The organism is Paenibacillus lutimineralis, from assembly GCF_003991425.1.
Lineage (GTDB): Bacteria > Bacillota > Bacilli > Paenibacillales > Paenibacillaceae > Fontibacillus > Fontibacillus lutimineralis.
On record NZ_CP034346.1, the window covers coordinates 5,434,606 to 5,452,500 of the forward strand.

13 protein-coding genes, 17 tRNA genes and 1 rRNA gene (1 of these 31 only partly in view) are annotated in these 17,895 nt (G+C 47.3%); 6 read left to right on the forward strand and 25 right to left on the reverse strand.

What is annotated here, in order from left to right; all coding sequences use genetic code 11:
• Positions 1–77: 77 nt before the first annotated feature.
• The 4 genes from EI981_RS24065 to EI981_RS24080 are packed head-to-tail and all read right to left on the reverse strand — an operon-like array spanning position 78 to position 2,317.
• Positions 78–779 (reverse strand): PspA/IM30 family protein, encoded by a 702-nt coding sequence (locus EI981_RS24065; protein WP_127002564.1) that lies wholly within the window; start codon positions 777–779, stop codon positions 78–80.
• Between the two features lies 1 nt (position 780).
• Positions 781–1,281, reverse strand: a complete 501-nt coding sequence (locus EI981_RS24070; protein ID WP_127002566.1) for a PspC domain-containing protein — start codon at positions 1,279–1,281, stop codon at positions 781–783.
• Positions 1,282–1,286: 5 nt separating this feature from the next.
• Complete coding sequence (locus EI981_RS24075) at positions 1,287–1,949, reverse strand: PspA/IM30 family protein (RefSeq protein WP_127002568.1); 663 nt, start codon at positions 1,947–1,949, stop codon at positions 1,287–1,289.
• Positions 1,950–2,008: 59 nt separating this feature from the next.
• The gene (locus tag EI981_RS24080; protein ID WP_127002570.1) at positions 2,009–2,317 is read right to left on the reverse strand and encodes a hypothetical protein; all 309 of its coding nucleotides are present in this window, start codon (positions 2,315–2,317) and stop codon (positions 2,009–2,011) included.
• A gap of 412 nt (positions 2,318–2,729) precedes the next feature.
• Between EI981_RS24080 and EI981_RS24085 the strand changes: the two genes are divergently transcribed.
• The 3 genes from EI981_RS24085 (at position 2,730) to EI981_RS24095 (ending at position 6,135) form a co-directional block, all read left to right on the forward strand.
• Positions 2,730–4,007 (forward strand): ArsB/NhaD family transporter, encoded by a 1,278-nt coding sequence (locus tag EI981_RS24085; RefSeq protein WP_127002572.1) that lies wholly within the window; start codon positions 2,730–2,732, stop codon positions 4,005–4,007.
• A 543-nt stretch (positions 4,008–4,550) separates the two neighbouring features.
• On the forward strand, positions 4,551–5,045 hold the full coding sequence (locus EI981_RS24090) for a cation:proton antiporter regulatory subunit (protein WP_068778038.1): 495 nt from the start codon (positions 4,551–4,553) through the stop codon (positions 5,043–5,045).
• Positions 5,046–5,295: 250 nt separating this feature from the next.
• Entirely contained in the window at positions 5,296–6,135 is an 840-nt protein-coding gene (locus EI981_RS24095; protein ID WP_162616258.1) for a YitT family protein, read from the forward strand.
• A 50-nt stretch (positions 6,136–6,185) separates the two neighbouring features.
• Here EI981_RS24095 and nrdG read toward each other — a convergent pair whose 3' ends face one another.
• From nrdG to EI981_RS24110, 3 genes are all read right to left on the reverse strand, one after another.
• Positions 6,186–6,692 carry an anaerobic ribonucleoside-triphosphate reductase activating protein gene (gene nrdG / locus EI981_RS24100; protein ID WP_127004983.1) on the reverse strand — a complete coding sequence of 169 codons (507 nt, stop codon included), beginning with the start codon at positions 6,690–6,692 and terminating at the stop codon, positions 6,186–6,188.
• Positions 6,692–8,872, reverse strand: coding sequence for an anaerobic ribonucleoside-triphosphate reductase (nrdD, locus tag EI981_RS24105; RefSeq protein ID WP_127002576.1), 2,181 nt, complete (start codon positions 8,870–8,872; stop codon positions 6,692–6,694). Before nrdD ends, nrdG begins: the two co-directional genes overlap by 1 nt.
• A gap of 154 nt (positions 8,873–9,026) precedes the next feature.
• Positions 9,027–9,899 carry a DUF1848 domain-containing protein gene (locus EI981_RS24110; protein WP_237172635.1) on the reverse strand — a complete coding sequence of 291 codons (873 nt, stop codon included), beginning with the start codon at positions 9,897–9,899 and terminating at the stop codon, positions 9,027–9,029.
• Positions 9,900–10,203: 304 nt separating this feature from the next.
• Here EI981_RS24110 and EI981_RS24115 point away from each other — a divergent pair, with 304 nt between their 5' ends.
• From EI981_RS24115 to EI981_RS24125, 3 genes are all read left to right on the forward strand, one after another.
• Positions 10,204–12,153, forward strand: a complete 1,950-nt coding sequence (locus tag EI981_RS24115) for an elongation factor G (protein WP_127002578.1) — start codon at positions 10,204–10,206, stop codon at positions 12,151–12,153.
• Between the two features lie 115 nt (positions 12,154–12,268).
• Positions 12,269–12,607, forward strand: coding sequence for a MazG nucleotide pyrophosphohydrolase domain-containing protein (locus EI981_RS24120; protein WP_127002580.1), 339 nt, complete (start codon positions 12,269–12,271; stop codon positions 12,605–12,607).
• A complete protein-coding gene (locus EI981_RS24125; RefSeq protein WP_127002582.1) occupies positions 12,604–13,191 on the forward strand; it encodes an LOG family protein in 588 nt (195 codons plus the stop codon). The genes EI981_RS24120 and EI981_RS24125 overlap by 4 nt, the downstream gene beginning before the upstream one ends.
• 173 nt (positions 13,192–13,364) lie before the next feature.
• Here EI981_RS24125 and EI981_RS24130 read toward each other — a convergent pair.
• The 18 genes from EI981_RS24130 to EI981_RS24215 form a co-directional block, all read right to left on the reverse strand.
• Positions 13,365–13,444 (reverse strand) — tRNA-Leu (locus EI981_RS24130).
• Between the two features lie 21 nt (positions 13,445–13,465).
• Positions 13,466–13,542 (reverse strand) — tRNA-Arg (locus tag EI981_RS24135).
• Positions 13,543–13,556: 14 nt separating this feature from the next.
• Positions 13,557–13,642: transfer RNA gene (locus tag EI981_RS24140), tRNA-Leu, on the reverse strand.
• 13 nt (positions 13,643–13,655) lie between these two features.
• Positions 13,656–13,726 (reverse strand) — tRNA-Cys (locus EI981_RS24145).
• Between the two features lie 10 nt (positions 13,727–13,736).
• Positions 13,737–13,811, reverse strand: a tRNA-Gly gene (locus tag EI981_RS24150).
• Positions 13,812–13,820: 9 nt separating this feature from the next.
• Positions 13,821–13,892, reverse strand: a tRNA-Gln gene (locus EI981_RS24155).
• Positions 13,893–13,915: 23 nt separating this feature from the next.
• Positions 13,916–13,991, reverse strand: a tRNA-His gene (locus EI981_RS24160).
• A gap of 30 nt (positions 13,992–14,021) precedes the next feature.
• Positions 14,022–14,095: transfer RNA gene (locus EI981_RS24165), tRNA-Trp, on the reverse strand.
• Positions 14,096–14,102: 7 nt separating this feature from the next.
• Positions 14,103–14,188: transfer RNA gene (locus tag EI981_RS24170), tRNA-Tyr, on the reverse strand.
• 3 nt (positions 14,189–14,191) lie between these two features.
• A tRNA-Thr gene (locus EI981_RS24175) sits at positions 14,192–14,267 on the reverse strand.
• Between the two features lie 20 nt (positions 14,268–14,287).
• A tRNA-Phe gene (locus tag EI981_RS24180) sits at positions 14,288–14,363 on the reverse strand.
• A gap of 78 nt (positions 14,364–14,441) precedes the next feature.
• Positions 14,442–14,518 (reverse strand) — tRNA-Asp (locus EI981_RS24185).
• Positions 14,519–14,539: 21 nt separating this feature from the next.
• Positions 14,540–14,613, reverse strand: a tRNA-Met gene (locus EI981_RS24190).
• Positions 14,614–14,622: 9 nt separating this feature from the next.
• A tRNA-Val gene (locus EI981_RS24195) sits at positions 14,623–14,698 on the reverse strand.
• Between the two features lie 5 nt (positions 14,699–14,703).
• Positions 14,704–14,778: transfer RNA gene (locus EI981_RS24200), tRNA-Glu, on the reverse strand.
• A gap of 26 nt (positions 14,779–14,804) precedes the next feature.
• Positions 14,805–14,896: transfer RNA gene (locus EI981_RS24205), tRNA-Ser, on the reverse strand.
• Between the two features lie 4 nt (positions 14,897–14,900).
• A tRNA-Asn gene (locus tag EI981_RS24210) sits at positions 14,901–14,976 on the reverse strand.
• A gap of 63 nt (positions 14,977–15,039) precedes the next feature.
• Positions 15,040–17,895, reverse strand: a 23S ribosomal RNA gene (locus EI981_RS24215) (it continues 75 nt past the right edge of the window).

Sequence of the window (17,895 nt, forward strand, 5' to 3'; positions counted from 1 at the left end):
GAAAAGCCATAAGGTATATTCTACCGTATGGCTTCACCACGTCTAGCATAACATATTGTCCATAAGACTTGTAGCTATTATTCTGCGCTCTCTTTACCCGCTGGGGTTGTGTTAAGTTTAGCTTTCAAGGCTTCCAATTGAGCATCTACTTTCAATTGTTTCTCCGCATCCGCAGGATTAACATAAGTCGAGGACGGATCTCTGCGGTATACTACGCCTGCCACTTCAGCTTCTGCTTCCAACTGCATGATCTTCTCTTCCATGCGTTGGAAACCGAGTGATGCGCCGCCGCTGTCGATCGAATGCAAACTGCTGACCTGCGACATTTGCTTTCTTGCTTTAGCCATTTGTGCACGGCTTACAAGCTCATTGCGTTTGTTGCGCAGCTTGTAGAACTCATCCTTCATTTCATGAAGCTGTTCTTTCAATTCAGCAGCATGAGCTTCAGAGCTGGCATGCAGTTGGCTGAATTCAGCTTGCTTCTGATCATAGTGAAGCTTCTCTTCCAGCAATCTGCGGGCAACTTCCTCTTGACCATTCTTCAGAGCAGCTTCCGCTTGAGCTTCTCTCTGTGCAGAGATGCGTACAGCTTCTTCCAAGCGCTGTTTCATTCTGCGTTCATCCGCCATTTGCTTAGCTACAGTCACCTCAGCATCACGGATTTCCTTTTCCATGTCACGCAAGTACTGATTCAACATAACAATTGGATCTTCCACCTTGTCGAGCATATCGTTAACCGACGCCTTTGTGATATCCTTAATTCTTTTAAAAACTCCCATTTTATAAATCTCCCTTCTCATATTTGGAGACCTTCTTACGAAGCTCCTCAATTTCTTTTTTCATTGCCTTCATCTCAATGTCTTCCATCATGGAGTCCAAATCCGGACCGCGGTTAGCGGAGTTAACTCCTGGACCGCCGAATTGTCCTGATGGACCGTTATAGAAATTGCCGCCGTTAGGCCGGCCATTCCCGCCAAAGTTGCTTCCAAATCCTCCTGGGCCGCCTGGTGCTCCTCCACCAGGACCGCCAAAGCCGCCGTTGCCGTAACCACCGCGATTCTGCCACCCGCCGTTAAAATACGGGTCATGAGGGATATAAGGTTCTTTGGAAATGACTAGGGAAGCAATCAGATAGATCATGATCGTCGTCCCGCCCGTAAAGAATACACTGAAGATTGTTATTACTCTAAGTAAAGCAGGACTTATTCCGAATTTTTCACCTAATCCGCCAAGCAGACCAGTGAACCATCTGTCACGTCTTGAGCGGTACAATCTATCCATACGTCTCACTCCTCTCCCTTGTCTTGCAGCTTCTGCTTCAGACGAGAGAGCTCTTCATCTAGCGTAGAGTTCGCTTGACCTGCGAAATCTTGTCCTGTCTTGCGGAGTTCGCGAAGGCTGCGGGCTTCCCATTCCATATCGGACACCCGATCCTCCAGACGATTGAACATCTTGGGCACATCCTGTGTTCCGAAGCCATTCATCCGCTGGTTCATGCGCTGCTGCAAGCGAAGTGTTTCCATTCTGGCAAAATAATATTGTCTCTTGCTATAGACTACCTGATATTCGGTCTTTAATTCATTCAACTGACTCTCAAGATCTTGCAGTGACTGCCGGCTTTGTTCATAAAGGTCGGCGTACTGAGCAATTTTCTCTTCATACAGCATCTTCTCCTGTAGTGCGAGCTTAGCCAGATGTTCCTCTTCAGCCTTGAGGGCAAGCAGTGCTTGTTCTTCGCGTTTATCGCGCATCACTTTAGCTTGATCAACCTGCTGCTTCAACTGTTTGGTGTGGCCGGCATATTGATAATGTAATTTTTCTGCCTCAGCTATCTCTTGGCGAGTCTCAATCAGAAACTGATCGATCAATCTGACCGGATCCTGTGACTCCTCCAACCATTCATTCAAATTCGCTAATGTAATATCCCGCACTCTACGAAACACGCTCATGGCTTTCCATCCCTCCTATACGATCGGTAATTCGTTCGTAAGTAAATTCGTTATTCATATCAATATCCATGGTTCCCTCTAAGTAAGGAGACACCGTAGATGATAATACCGATACCGATTGCCGGTATGATCAACCAGGCTAATTTAGAGATCAAGGACAGGATCCCGAAGAACAAGACGATCCATCCAAAAAATGCATTTCCACGGCGGATTCCATAATACCCTAGTGCAACCATCGCAACTGCGAACAATATTCCGAACAAGCCGCCAAGTACACTTCCCAGAAGCGGAGACAGCTTGCCGAGCAGGATCAGAGCGCCCAGAGCAATAAGTATTACCGCAAAACCATTTGACCGGTTGGTTCTCATTTCGTATTCACCGCCTTTCAAGTTGATTAACCTTATGTCTATATTGTAGGTGGAATCAAGCTTTCTCAAAACGGACCGAGGACGGTTCTTTATACTAGACCTAAGTCGGGGACACAGTCAGACCTTAGAGAGGTAGTTCAAAAAGTCCACTTTTGATCAGAAGTGAATCAAGGAGTAACTCGGCATCGATCCGCGATTTGAAACTCCGTATTTACAATCGAAACCATTTATAATAAAATATACATCAGTGCAATTTGCATAACAGATTTAATACAACTTAAGACGACAGTTAACGGAGGAGCCTGCCATGTTGCGGGCTCTTTTTTTGTCTTTGAAATCCATTCTCTGGATAATGTAGCCTTCACGTGGAAAAATAACGGCAATCCTATCTGTCATCGTTTAGGAGGAAAATATGGAACATCAAGCAATATGGGCCATCGGTATATTCTTGCTCACCTATGCGCTCATCATTTCTGAGAAGGTTCACCGTACCGTGATCGCCATGATCGGTGCCGCACTTATGCTCATTCTCGGCATTATTAATCAGGATATGGCTATTCATCACATCGATTTCAACACACTTGGGCTATTGATCGGCATGATGATTATCGTCAATACGATGGCCGAGACAGGGCTTTTCAATTATATAGGTATTTGGACGGCCAAGAAGGCTAAAGGCAAGCCTGTATTGATTCTGTGCTTACTTATGATAATTACAGCTGTAGGTTCTGCTTTTCTTGATAATGTAACGACCATTATTCTTATGGTACCGATCGCCTTTAGTATTACCCGCAAGCTCGAGATCAAGGCGTTCCCTTATGTATTCTCGATGATTATTGCATCCAATATCGGGGGTACTGCGACCTTAATTGGTGATCCACCGAATATTATGATCGGAAGCGCCGCCCAAGATTTGACGTTTATTTCGTTCATAACAAACCTTGCGCCGGTAGTCATCCTTATCATGGCCGCTACGATTCCATTAATTACTGTCATTTTCAAGAAAGGCATGACGACCTCTGAGGAGAACCGCAAAGCCATCATGAATATGAAGTTGGACGGCCTAATTACGGATTCCAAGCTCATGATTAAATCTCTGATCATCCTAGGCATAACTTTATTAGGCTTCTTCTTGCACCAGAGTTTGCATCTTGAATCAGCGACGGTAGCCTTAACCGGTGCTTTCCTTCTCCTCCTTCTAACTGGAGAACAGGTCATGGAGAGAGCGTTCCAGTCCGTGGAATGGCCGACGATCTTCTTCTTCATTGGGTTATTTGTACTTGTTGGTGGGTTGGTTGAGACGGGGACAATCAAGCTACTTGCTGAGCGTACCGTAAATCTGACGGGCGGGGATCCGCTGTTTAGCTCTATGTTAATTCTGTGGCTCAGCGCGATCGCTTCCGCTTTTCTCGACAATATTCCTTTTGTAGCTACGATGATCCCGATGATTCAGGATATGGGCAACATGGGGATTTCTAATCTCGAGCCATTGTGGTGGAGTCTCTCGCTTGGGGCATGCCTTGGCGGTAACGGCTCATTAATCGGGGCCAGCGCTAACTTGATCGCAGCAGGAATGTCAGCCAAAGAGCACGAGCCAATCAGCTTCATGAAGTTCTTGAAATACGGTTTTCCGTTCATGCTGTTGTCAATCGTGATATCCAGCATTTACATTCTATTGAGGTATTTTTAACGACTCTTTTCTTTTGTGATATCAGGCGTTTTATGCTATCTTTAAAGTACCTAGCTATCAAAAGGGGGGGCAGCCGTGACGACGAGCAATAGAGGAAATGTCGCAATCATTTTTCTAATTTGTCTCGCCTTAGTCATGTCTGTCTCTCTTGTTAATTACTCAGGAGAAACTGCCTCCGAACAGGGTGAGCATCAGAAGTCGGTCTATAAGCATATTTATAAGACGAACAACCATAACCGACATTTTGTAAGAGCTAGCACTTTTTTTCCGAATAAACTTCCCCTCGAGAAAGCATTTGTTAAATTTCTCTTGGTACTGTCAATTGCGGCATATTATTTGCTGACCATACCTAGAGATTCCTTTCGACCGCTTTTCTCTCTGCGCCTTACGCGCACCCTTTTAGCACCTATAAAATTTACCAGCAAGTTTGTGGCTTAAGCACAAGAATCCTTGTCGATTTGTTGCCTGTAACAATTTCGGAGGGATTTATTGCTATATGCTTTTCCTAATTTTTTATTTTTATAACTGGAGGCCTGAAGTAAAATGAATCTCAAAGAAACGGATTTGCCCGGAATCGGTAAAAAATTCGTAGTCGAAACCAAAAGCGGTGATAAGCTTGCCATTATTATTCATGATGACGGCAGACGTGAAGTGTTCCATTATGACAGAGATGACCATGACGAGATCAATTCGCTGGTTACACTTAACGATGATGAGGCACGATATGTATCAGCTATTATTGGCGGAATAACCTATAAACCGACTGCTCTCGAAAATATCGAAGTTGCTCTTGGTGATCTTATTATTGAATGGTACAGACTTGATCCTCAGTATAAAGCGATCGGCAAGACGATCGGTGACCTGCGCATTCGCCAGCGCTCCGGAGCTACCATTATCGCGGTGATTGAGAAGAACCATTCCAAACACATCAATCCAGGACCGGATTTACTACTTACTTCGGATGCATTGGTAGTTGTTCTTGGCGAGCGTCTTCATCAGCAACAGATTAGACAGATATTATTGAGTGGAATTTCATGATTTAGAGCAAATCGGATTTAAGGTCAGGTTGGCGTATGGAGCCTTAGTGCTACCGCCAGCCTGATTTAATCCGGCAAATCGATTATTTACTAAAGACGTTCCTCCAGTGCCATTGGTGTACCCTATCACAAACGCCTGGTCTAACAAAGCATACTTCAGGAAGAGAACTGTCCTTCCTAAACCGCTGCTTTTCGGATAGTATCTTATAACTATCCCGCCAGGCAATACGGTTTGGAAAGGGGAATTGAACTTGAACGGCAAATTCACGTTATTCTCTCCCGTGAAGCGGCAGCTTCACGCTAAAGGTCCCGACTCCCGGCTTACGAAGGTATTGGGTGTCATTGCCGGAGCGTTACTCGCTTCTATCGGCCTGGAGCTGTTCCTGATGCCACACGGAATCATCGTAGGCGGGATGACCGGACTATCGGCATTACTCGCCTTTTATACAGAGATGAGGCTTGGCCTGTTCTTATTTCTGCTTAATCTGCCGCTGCTCATGCTGCAGCGCTGGAAGCGAATCGGCGGCTTCACATCTCTATCCATTCTGGGACTGCTTGTGCTATCGCTCGGATCATTTATGCTCCATCCCTTCCCGGCGCTTACCAGTAATCCGGTTCCGGCTGCACTCGCCGGCGGATTATCATTAGGCTTTGGGGTCGGTCTCGCCGTTCGCTTCGGCGGGGCCCTGGATGCATCAGAGAAGCTATTCGATTGGCTACACTGCAAATTGCCACTATCCACAGAGGCAATGATCTGGCTATTCAACTGTCTTATATTCGTCAGTGCCATTTGGCTGATTGGCTTTGAACAGGCAACTCATTCAGTCATCGCTTATATCTTCGTATTTGAATCGGTCAAACTGTCGCTTCGTGGTATAAGACTGCATGTCTCTGTAATGATCAGCAGCCGTAAAAGTGAAGAAATTCGGCAAGAGATCGCTCTTTATTTGAACCGTGACTCCAGCTATGAGGAAACGTCCTCAAGTCAGGATGCGCTACTCTATTGCAAATGCCATCGCTGGGAGCTCAACCGTCTCAAATCCATTGTTAAAAATTGTGATCCACATAGTGAAATAACGATCAAAAGCTAATTAAGAAGCCGCTCTTTCCAATGATAACGGAAAGAGCGGCTTCTCCTTATTTATTCGTATGAAATAGCTTGCCCTGCTATCAGGCTTTCCTGGATATGAATGACTCGCTGATTGTTCGAGCCACGCCACTTCAGCTTCAAATTACGCTCTTCTAGCATAAATTTACCGTCAATCAGAACATCACAGTCTAACAGCAGCTTCAGCTTATTGGCATCAGCAATAATCTCCTCGAAGGTATATCCGGACCAGATCCAAATATCCTTCCCAGGGCATTCACGGCGGACCCTTGAGATTAACGGGGACAGAACTTCCACATTCTGAAAGGGTTCGCCTCCTAAAATAGATAGCCCTGCTATCTTCACATCCGGCATATTCAAATCAGCAATGATCCGATCCTCTAGTTCCTTCGTATAAGGCGTCCCATAGCTGAAATTCCACGTAGCCGCATTGAAGCAGCCCTTGCAGTGATGCGTGCAGCCTGAAGTAAAGAGCGAATGCCGCAGCCCTTTTCCATTGATTACATCAAACTTCTTATAATCAGCAATATACATGGGCATCACATATGCTTAACACGGGACAGAACTTCCTTTTGTTTACCGGCGTTGAACGGACGCTGGCTTGGCTCGGATAAATAACCGCAGCAGCGCCGGATGACTGATGAAGTTTTTGGGTTGCTATTGCCACAGTTTGGACATTGGAATCCGCTGTTCGTTGCCCCGAACTCCCCTTCATATCCGCATTCCAGACATTTATCGGTCGGTGTATTCGTCCCGAAATAAGGTACTCTTTCATAGGCGTAATCCCATACGGCCTCCAATGCTTCAGGGTTGTGCACCAAGGAGTCGAACTCGCAGTAGGTGATAAAGCCACCGTTCGCATACTGAGGATACACTCGCTCGAATTCAATCTTCTCAAACGGAGTCACTTTCTTATTCACATCAAGATGGAAGGAATTTGTGTAATACCCTTTATCTGTTACGCCAGGATTTACACCGAATTTCTTCTCATCCAGCTTGCAGAAGCGGTAGCATAAGGATTCCGCAGGGGTTGAATACAAGCTGAAGCCGTACCCCGTCTCTTCCTTCCACTCTGCTGTCTTACGACTTAAATATTCGACGATTTGCAAGCCTTTGGCGCGGAGCACTTCATCTTCAAATATAGATTTACCGTATAAGGCCATCATCGTCTCATGAATACCGATATAACCAAGCGAAATGCTTGCCCGACCATTCTCCAGCAGGTGGTCAATCGTATCTTCCGCCTGAAGTCGGCTGCCCGCCGCTCCCTCCATGTATAGAATAGGAGCAACCTTGGCCTTAACTCCTTTTAGCCGCTCAATACGATATAGCAGCCCTTCTTTACAAGCCTCCAGCAGTTCGTCCAGAAGACGATAGAATTTCTCCTCCGAACCTTGGGCACGAATGGCAATACGAGGTAGGTTAGCGGTCACAACCCCCATATTGAAGCGTCCGTCATGCAGCAGCTCACCATTCTCCTCGTATTCACCCAGGAAAGAACGACAGCCCATTGGGAATTTGAAAGAACCCGTAATCTCCTTCACCTTCGGAACAGATATAATATCCGGATACATGCGCAGCGTACTGCATTTCAAGGCCAACTGCTTAATATCGTAGTTAGGGTCGCTTGGTTTCAGATTAACGCCATCCTCTATAGCAAAGATCAACTTAGGGAAAATAGCCGTCTTCCCGTCCCTACCAAGACCGCGGATTCTATTCTGTAGAATAGAAATTTGGATCTGCCGCTCTGCCCAGGACAGGCCACGTCCAAAACCAAACGTGCTGAACGGTGTTTGCCCATTGGCACTTACGAGCGTATTGATCTCATATTCAAGAGATTGGAAGGCGTCAAAGGTCTCTTTCTCCGTCAGCCTCTTCGCATAGTCCAAGCATCGAGCATATTTCTCGTGCAGTTCTTCATTCTCCCAAGAAATATCGAGCTCGCTGATCTCAGACTCATCTAGCAAATACAGCCATTCCAAGCCCCTGCGATAATGCTTCTTAAATGATTCCAGAACATAGGGTGCAAGAATCTTATCGATTTCATTAATCGTATTTCCACCATAGATGTGGCTGGCCACCTGGGCAATAATCTGCGCAGTAATCGCAGTCGCCGTGGTAATCGATTTCGGCGTCTCTATCTGAGCATTGCCGAGCTTGAAGCCATTCTCGAGCATCCCCTTCAGATCAATCAGCATGCAATTATAGATTGGAAAATACGGACTGTAGTCCTGATCATGAAAATGCAGATCACCACTATTATGAGCCTCAACCACCCGTTTAGGAATCATATAAGTCTGAGCGAAGTCCTTAGCCATTATTCCGGCCAACAAATCGCGCTGCGTCGGTATCGTCGCCCCGTCTTTATTGGAATTTTCCTTCAGTACTTCTTCATTCGTCAGCTCCAGCAGTCCAAGCACCTTCCGATCCAGGCTGCTGCGCTCGCGCCGTTTCAAGGTTCTGACCTCACGATAGCCGATATAGGCTTCGGCGACGTCTTTTCTTCTACTATTCATAAGTGCAGATTGAACTTCATCCTGGATATGCTCAATGTCTACTTTATCGAGTTTGGAGATCTTGTGCGTCACCTTGTCCGTTAATTTATGAGCAAGCTCCAAATCTACCTTCTTCTCCGTACTGTTCATGGCTGCGCAAATCGCATCAATAATTTTCTGCTGATTGAACGCAACCTCTGAACCATCTCGCTTAATTACTAGCATTTAGTTCATCCTTCATACAATTTTTTTGTGAATACCCTCCTGCTAAGGGGCCAAACCAACTGTTATCGAAATATGCCCAGAGAGTATAACATAATGAAAAAATTTGTACGGTGATGCTGGACACTTGACAAGTAGCCTTGAAGGAAGTAGCGAATTACGATTTCCTTATCTCGATCTCTTGATCATATTGATAGATTAGGGATGGACTGTCGGGATCATGATGATTCAACGTCTTACTCACCGCTTGTTCGCTTTGCACAGCATAGCAGTAAATACAGTTAAATTGGCAGGTGTTATATACCCCAACGTCCACCGATTCGACACATTGACAGGCTCCCCGCTGATTTTTGTCCTTCTTGGCCTGAATATCTCTACCAAGCAGCCCAGAGATCAATTCCCCATCTACACAACTTCCATGTTGAATGCCGCAATGAGCAAGCTCCACAGCCTCAGCACAGGTCTCGACCTGCATTCCATTAGTATGACCAATACGGCTTACCTGCTGCGCCATTTCTTCTAGCTGTTCCTTATATTCTGGATTCGTTATATCTGTGAACGAAACATCATTTAAGCTTGGCTGCTTCTTAATTTTATTCTCCGTCTTTCCATAGAAATCCATAAAGCTGATTACTAGCCGATGCGTATATGAGTTCAGACGCTCTGCCAAAGCTTCAATCCGCTGCAAATGATATTCCACTGGCGTCAAGCTGCTGATAATGATTGGATCGTAACGCCATATTACCCGGTTCGAACCGATTTGTTCGCTTAGCCTCTTGAATACCTCCACCCTGTTGTCCAACGTCGGTAGATTCGGCTCGAATTCAAACGGATAGTCATTTAACGTAAATTGAAAATAATAACTATATCCCTTGTCATCCAATGTAGACAGATGCTTCAAGAAGGGCCGCGGATTTTTCGTCCAAAACACGATCATATCCACATCCTCTGGCTTTAGGCTAAAGCCGCTGACCTGTTTTGTATTGAACGGATTCACCCTATAGAAGTAGCCTTCCTCTATCCTCTTCATGAACCATTCTCCAAAAAAAGCGGGTATATCCGTCCTTCTACTAGCACTGATTATCAATCCGTCCACCTACCTTCCTTTTAGTTCTATTTATTTTATTTTACGAGTTTCCGCATTCCGAAAACAACTATAACTAAAGTTTCCATGTCTATTTTACATAAATTTACATTTAATTCAATTAAAAAGTCGCAAATGATGCTACACTAAATTCAACTTAAATAAATGGAGGCGTTGTGCATGCGACAATTCAAAAATGATATGACGAAAGGAACATTCTATCTAATGAATATAATAGTGAGGTTATATAATGAAAACGATAAATATAGGGGTACTTGCCCATGTTGACGCTGGAAAAACGACTTTAACGGAACGAATTCTGCTCGAAACAGGTATTATCAATGCCGTTGGCTCTGTAGATAAAGGCAATACAGTAACAGATTCCTTGGAATTGGAACGGAAAAGAGGAATCACGATCAAAGCCTCTGCGGTATCCTTCTGGATCGGCGACGTGAAGGTCAATCTGATTGATACGCCGGGTCATGCCGATTTTATATCAGAGGTAGAGCATTCCCTCAGCATCCTGGACGGGGTAATTCTCGTCATCTCCGCTGTCGAGGGAGTTCAGTCGCAAACCAAAGTGCTGATGAACACATTAATGGAGCTTAATATCCCGACGATTCTGTTCGTTAATAAAGTGGATCGCATCGGTGCCAATTACGGCAAGGTCATAGAAGAAATCACTCTGTCGCTTACGGAGCCGATTATTGAGCTAACGGAAATCAGTAATGAAGGCAGCAATAACGTTGCGGTGAGAGATCGTCACCTAGACATAGATGAATGGGTGGAACGCTTATCTGCACATAATGAGCGTCTGTTGTCTGACTATATCGAGAATGTAACAATCCAGGATAGTGAGCTATTTACAGAATTGTGCGTGCAGACCCGATCAGCCAAGATCTTCCCCGTCGCTGCGGGATCGGCCGCTCTTGGGATCGGCGTAGACCGAATAATAGAATATTTGCGAAAATTCTTCCCGATAAACCTCCATCAAGACGAAGCTCCTCTTTCCGCAATAGTCTTCAAAATAGGAAAGAGCGATACTGGTGAGAGATTTGCATACATCAGGGTCTATGAAGGTTGCCTGACTATTCGTAGTGAAATTGCCGTTGTTCGGGCAGATGTAGACGAGAAATTAAGCTTTAAAATCAAGAAGCTCGAGACGCTGGAGCACGGTGGAAGAACTCCGACCTCCTGCGTATACGGTGGGGATATAGCTGTGCTGTTCAGCACAGATTTACGGATCGGCGATATTCTCGGACAGAGCTCCGACCGGATGAAGGTGATCGCTTTCCAGGAACCGCCGATCCGAATTCAGATTGCCGCTCGGCAAATCGAGGATACCCATCGCCTTCATGAGGCATTAGCGGAACTGACTGCGGAAGATCCTTTCATTCAATATGCACAGAACCCTGCGAATCATGAAATGAGCATCAAAATTTTCGGGGACATTCAGAAAGAAGTCATTGAAGAAACTTTAAAAAATCAATTTGGCCTTGAAGCGGATTTCTCCAATCCCGAAGTTATCTGTATTGAAAGGCCCGTATCCAGCGGGTCGGCGGTCGAATTTATGGGCGAAGCAGGCAACCCATTCTATGCAACAGTAGGCCTCCGAATTGAGCCTGGCGCAGTCAGCTCGGGACTACAATATCGTCTGGAAGTGGAGCTTGGCTCACTGCCCTTGCCTTTTCAACGGGCGATTAAAGAAACCGTTGAAGATACGCTTCGTGAAGGACTGCATGGATGGGAAGTAAGAGATTTGATCGTCACACTGACACATACGGGATATTCCAGTCCGGTGACGACCGCTGGCGATTTTCGCAATCTCGTGCCTTTAGTCCTGATGAAGGCGCTTGATGAAGCAAGTACTCTGGTTTACGAGCCTTACCACAGCTATTTTCTACGTATTCCGGAATCCAGCTTGAATAAGGCCTTATATTATTTAACTATGCTGCAGGCCACATTCTCCGATCCAACCCCGGAGCCGAACGGATATAGCCTCCAGGGAGCCCTACCGGTGCGTAATACTGATTCGTTGAAGCAGGTGCTGTATTCTTTTACAGGAGGAGAAGGCTTTCTCTCCACTAAGCCGGGAGAGTATTATCCCATTACCGGTGCACCCCCGGAAAAATGCAGAAGCCGCCCTAATCCACTGAATAGAAAGGCATATTTGCTTCATATTCATCGTATTATCCAGTGACCCCTTCTCTACCTCCTCGTAAATCATTTATTGCTTCCAATTTGAAGTAATAATAAGATATACTGAAAAGGGAACACTCGTTCCGAATGTCAGTCTTTTCACTGGAGGTTCTGAATTGGACATAATTGAATTTCAACAATGGGTGAAGCAGCATTATAAGGACAGAGGCTGGTCCGACCTGGACATCTTCGTACGCATCGGCTTCCTTGCAGAGGAGACAGGTGAGGTGGCAAGAGCCATTCGGGCATTAGAGATCGGCAGAGACCGGCCGGATGAGATCGAGGGCACATTTGAAGAGAACAGACAGGAACTAATTGAAGAACTAGGAGATGTGCTCGGAAATTTAATGATTATTGCAAACAGATACGACATCTCTCTGGAAGAAATATTTCTATCCCATCAAGCCAAATTAAAAGGCAGATATTCAAGTGAAGGAGAGAAAGCCGAACTATGAAAAGTATAGCAGTATATTGCGGTTCCAGTATTGGGGCATCCCCGGTGTATCAAGAGGGCGCACGGGCGTTAGGTTATGAACTAGCCGAACGCGGCATTACACTGATTTACGGCGGCGCAAGCGTCGGACTCATGGGCGAGGTCGCCAGCTCTGTCCTTGAGAGAGGCGGACATGCGATAGGAGTTCTACCAAGCTTCTTGCAGGACCGTGAGATCGCCCATACAACTCTATCAGAGCTGATTATCGTGGATTCCATGCATGAGAGGAAGGCGAAGATGGCTGAACTGGCTGACGGCTTTATTGCCCTGCCAGGTGGTCCCGGAACGATGGAGGAATACTTCGAGATCCTGACCTGGGGACAATTAGCATTACACCATAAACCATGCGGGCTTCTAAATATCAACCACTATTACGACTCTCTCATCGCTCTATTCGATCATATGACTCAAGAGAGATTCATGCACGACAACTATCGTTCCATGGTCATTACAGACACTACCCCAAGTGGTATTCTGGATCAATTCGTAAACTACACCCCGCCAGCGGTTAAGACCTATCGGACGGATCAACGGGCTAGAAGCTAGATTTAATATCGGCTTCAGCTGTAATTTACTCATAATTCCTAGTGCAAGTAGCTCCCGGAGGCATCCAAGTGACGGTATGCTTTCGGGAGTATTTCTGTAGTCCTCTTGATAAGAATAACAAAAACAGGTTTATAAAACTGCCCTTAAGCAATTTTATAAACCCGTCTGTGTGATGCCGGTGAAGGGACTCGAACCCCCACGGTTTCCCTCACGATTTTGAGTCGCGCGCGTCTGCCAATTCCGCCACACCGGCACAATCATATGTTTATTTATATGGCGCGCCCTAAGAGATTCGAACTCCTGACCTTTTGATTCGTAGTCAAACGCTCTATCCAGCTGAGCTAAGGGCGCATGAGTTCAAACAATGCGGAAGACCAGACTTGAACTGGTACGATAGTCACCTACCGCAGGATTTTAAGTCCTGTGCGTCTGCCGATTCCGCCACTCCCGCAAAATTTAAATGAAGGCGCCACCCAGATTTGAACTGGGGATAAAGCTTTTGCAGAGCTGTGCCTTACCACTTGGCTATGGCGCCATAAAATATATGGAGCGGACGACGGGAATCGAACCCGCGACCCTCGCCTTGGCAAGGCGATGCTCTACCGCTGAGCCACGTCCGCATATAAATACTGGGGATATAGGATTCGAACCTATGAGTGACGGAGTCAAAGTCCGTTGCCTTACCGCTTGGCTAATCCCCAATAATATTCATTTTAAAATTAAATGGGGCGATCGATGGGACTTGAACCCACGAGTGCCGGAGCCACAATCCGGTGCGTTAACCCCTTCGCCACGACCGCCATAATAAATATTCTCTTCTTCTAAAGAAATGGCAGGGGCAGCAGGAATTGAACCCACACCAAAGGTTTTGGAGACCTTTGTTCTACCTTTAAACTATGCCCCTATAAAACTGGTGGAGGCTGATGGATTCGAACCACCGAACTCGTACGAGAACAGATTTACAGTCTGCTGCGTTTGGCCACTTCGCTAAGCCTCCATGTGGTGCCGGCGAGAGGACTTGAACCCCCAACCTACTGATTACAAGTCAGTTGCTCTACCAATTGAGCTACACCGGCGTTTGTCATTATTCATGTTATGGTGGCTCGGGACGGAATCGAACCGCCGACACGAGGATTTTCAGTCCTCTGCTCTACCGACTGAGCTACCGAGCCATATAATAATGACAGTAATAAAAATTATATCATATTTTTTTTGATAAATCAATACTCATATTCCGTTATTAGGAATAATGGCGGAGCCGACGGGATTCGAACCCGCGGTCTCCTGCGTGACAGGCAGGCATGTTAGGCCTCTACACCACGGCTCCACACTATGAGATTGAAATCAATTGCGGGGGCAGGATTTGAACCTACGACCTTCGGGTTATGAGCCCGACGAGCTACCGGACTGCTCCACCCCGCGTCAATTGTATGGTGGAGGCTAACGGGATCGAACCGCTGACCCTCTGCTTGTAAGGCAGATGCTCTCCCAGCTGAGCTAAGCCTCCATACATGGTGACCCGTAGGGGATTCGAACCCCTGTTACCTCCGTGAAAGGGAGGTGTCTTAACCCCTTGACCAACGGGCCATGTAATAAAGTATATAAGATAATTATGGCGGAGAGAGAGGGATTCGAACCCTCGAGACGCTTGTGACGCCTACACGATTTCCAATCGTGCTCCTTCGGCCAACTCGGACACCTCTCCATAATGGCTCCCCGAACAGGACTCGAACCTGTGACAACTCGATTAACAGTCGAGTGCTCTACCAACTGAGCTATCAGGGAACATTAACTATCAGGCTTGATCACCTGAAAACTGGATACGAAACTCATTTGCATTTTAGATTTTTGGATAAGCCCTCGACCGATTAGTACCTGTCAGCTCCGTACATTGCTGCACTTCCACCTCAGGCCTATCAACCTCGTCGTCTTCAAGGGGTCTTACTAATTGGGAAATCTCATCTTGAGGGGGGCTTCACGCTTAGATGCTTTCAGCGCTTATCCCTTCCGCACTTAGCTACCCAGCTATGCTCCTGGCGGAACAACTGGTGCACCAGCGGTGCGTCCATCCCGGTCCTCTCGTACTAAGGACAGCTCCTCTCAAATTTCCTACGCCCACGACAGATAGGGACCGAACTGTCTCACGACGTTCTGAACCCAGCTCGCGTACCGCTTTAATGGGCGAACAGCCCAACCCTTGGGACCTACTTCAGCCCCAGGATGCGATGAGCCGACATCGAGGTGCCAAACCTCCCCGTCGATGTGGACTCTTGGGGGAGATAAGCCTGTTATCCCCAGGGTAGCTTTTATCCGTTGAGCGATGGCCCTTCCATGCGGTACCACCGGATCACTAAGCCCGACTTTCGTCCCTGCTCGACTTGTCAGTCTCGCAGTCAAGCTCCCTTTTGCCTTTGCACTCTTCGAATGATTTCCAACCATTCTGAGGGAACCTTGGGGCGCCTCCGTTACTCTTTAGGAGGCGACCGCCCCAGTCAAACTGCCCGCCTGACACTGTCCCCGCACCGGATCACGGTACTAGGTTAGAACTCCGACACGATCAGGGTGGTATCCCAACGGCGCCTCCACCGAAGCTGGCGCTCCGGCTTCCTAGGCTCCCACCTATCCTGTACAAATCGTATCAAAGTCCAATATCAAGCTGCAGTAAAGCTCCATGGGGTCTTTCCGTCTTGTCGCGGGTAACCTGCATCTTCACAGGTATTAAAATTTCACCGGATCTCTCGTTGAGACAGCGCCCAAGTCGTTACGCCATTCGTGCGGGTCAGAATTTACCTGACAAGGAATTTCGCTACCTTAGGACCGTTATAGTTACGGCCGCCGTTTACTGGGGCTTCGGTTCATAGCTTCGGGTTACCCCTAACCACTCCCCTTAACCTTCCAGCACCGGGCAGGCGTCAGCCCGTATACTTCGCCTTGCGGCTTCGCACAGACCTGTGTTTTTGCTAAACAGTCGCTTGGGCCTTTTCACTGCGGCCCCCTCGTGCTATTCACACTACCGGGGCACCCCTTCTCCCTAAGTTACGGGGTCATTTTGCCGAGTTCCTTAACGAGAGTTCTTCCGCGCGCCTTAGAATTCTCTTCTCGCCTACCTGTGTCGGTTTGCGGTACGGGCACCTTCACCTGGCTAGAGGCTTTTCTTGGCAGTGTGAGATCATGACCTTCGGTACTATAAATTTTCCCTCCCCATCACAGCCCAGCCTTATCGATGTGCGGATTTGCCTACACATCAGCCTCACTGCTTGGACGAGCATCCATCAGCTCGCGTCACTACCCTCCTGCGTCACCCCATTGCTCATAGCGGCTTACGGTGGTACAGGAATTTCAACCTGTTGTCCTTCGACTACGCCTTTCGGCCTCGCCTTAGGTCCCGACTTACCCTGAGCGGACGAACCTTCCTCAGGAAACCTTGGGCTTTCGGCGGATCAGATTCTCACTGATCTTTTCGTTACTCATACCGGCATTCTCACTTGTATGCAGTCCACCAGTCCTTCCGGTCCAACTTCAATCCGCATACAACGCTCCCCTACCCCTGATACATAAGTATCAAGCCATAGCTTCGGTGGTGTGTTTAGCCCCGTTACATTTTCGGCGCAGAGTCACTCGACCAGTGAGCTATTACGCACTCTTTAAATGGTGGCTGCTTCTAAGCCAACATCCTGGTTGTCTGTGCAACTCCACATCCTTTCCCACTTAACACACACTTGGGGACCTTAGCTGATGGTCTGGGCTGTTTCCCTTTTGACAATGGATCTTAGCACTCACTGTCTGACTCCCGGATAATAAGTCTATGGCATTCGGAGTTTGACTGAGCTTGGTAACCCTTGGCGGGCCCCGCACCCAATCAGTGCTCTACCTCCACGACTCTTCTTTCCGAGGCTAGCCCTAAAGCTATTTCGGGGAGAACCAGCTATCTCCGAGTTCGATTGGAATTTCTCCGCTACCCCCACCTCATCCCCGCACTTTTCAACGTACGTGGGTTCGGGCCTCCAGTGCGTGTTACCGCACCTTCACCCTGGACAGGGGTAGATCACACGGTTTCGGGTCTACGCCTACAAACTAATTCGCCCTATTCAGACTCGCTTTCGCTGCGGCTCCGGCTTCTCACCTTAACCTTGCTTGCAAACGTAACTCGCCGGTTCATTCTACAAAAGGCACGCCATCATCCATATAGAGGACTCTGACTTCTTGTAAGCACACGGTTTCAGGATCTATTTCACTCCCCTTCCGGGGTGCTTTTCACCTTTCCCTCACGGTACTGCTTCACTATCGGTCACTAGGGAGTATTTAGCCTTGGCAGATGGTCCTGCCGGATTCATACGGGGTTTCACGTGCCCCGCACTACTCAGGATCCGTCTCGGAGGGATTAGAATTTCGGTTACAGGGCTTTTACCTCTTTTAGCGGGCCTTTCCAGACCTCTTCGCCTACCCTAATCCTTGGTAACTCCATGTGAGACGTCCTACAACCCCAGAGAGCAAGCTCCCTGGTTTGGGCTGTTCCGCGTTCGCTCGCCGCTACTGACGGAATCACTATTGTTTTCTCTTCCTCAGGGTACTTAGATGTTTCAGTTCCCCTGGTATGCCTCTTCATACCCTATGTATTCAGGTATGAGTGACTGGAGATTAATCCAGCCGGGTTTCCCCATTCGGACATCCTCGGATCAAAGCTTGCTTACAGCTCCCCGAGGC

Coding starts and splice junctions, on each gene's coding strand:
- EI981_RS24065 (WP_127002564.1), bottom strand. CDS start 779: ATGGGAGTTTTTAAAAGAATTAAGGATATCACAAAGGCGTCGGTTAAC.
- EI981_RS24070 (WP_127002566.1), bottom strand. CDS start 1,281: ATGGATAGATTGTACCGCTCAAGACGTGACAGATGGTTCACTGGTCTG.
- EI981_RS24075 (WP_127002568.1), bottom strand. CDS start 1,949: ATGAGCGTGTTTCGTAGAGTGCGGGATATTACATTAGCGAATTTGAAT.
- EI981_RS24080 (WP_127002570.1), bottom strand. CDS start 2,317: ATGAGAACCAACCGGTCAAATGGTTTTGCGGTAATACTTATTGCTCTG.
- EI981_RS24085 (WP_127002572.1), top strand. CDS start 2,730: ATGGAACATCAAGCAATATGGGCCATCGGTATATTCTTGCTCACCTAT.
- EI981_RS24090 (WP_068778038.1), top strand. CDS start 4,551: ATGAATCTCAAAGAAACGGATTTGCCCGGAATCGGTAAAAAATTCGTA.
- nrdG (WP_127004983.1), bottom strand. CDS start 6,692: ATGCCCATGTATATTGCTGATTATAAGAAGTTTGATGTAATCAATGGA.
- nrdD (WP_127002576.1), bottom strand. CDS start 8,872: ATGCTAGTAATTAAGCGAGATGGTTCAGAGGTTGCGTTCAATCAGCAG.
- EI981_RS24110 (WP_237172635.1), bottom strand. CDS start 9,899: ATGAAGAGGATAGAGGAAGGCTACTTCTATAGGGTGAATCCGTTCAAT.
- EI981_RS24115 (WP_127002578.1), top strand. CDS start 10,204: ATGAAAACGATAAATATAGGGGTACTTGCCCATGTTGACGCTGGAAAA.
- EI981_RS24125 (WP_127002582.1), top strand. CDS start 12,604: ATGAAAAGTATAGCAGTATATTGCGGTTCCAGTATTGGGGCATCCCCG.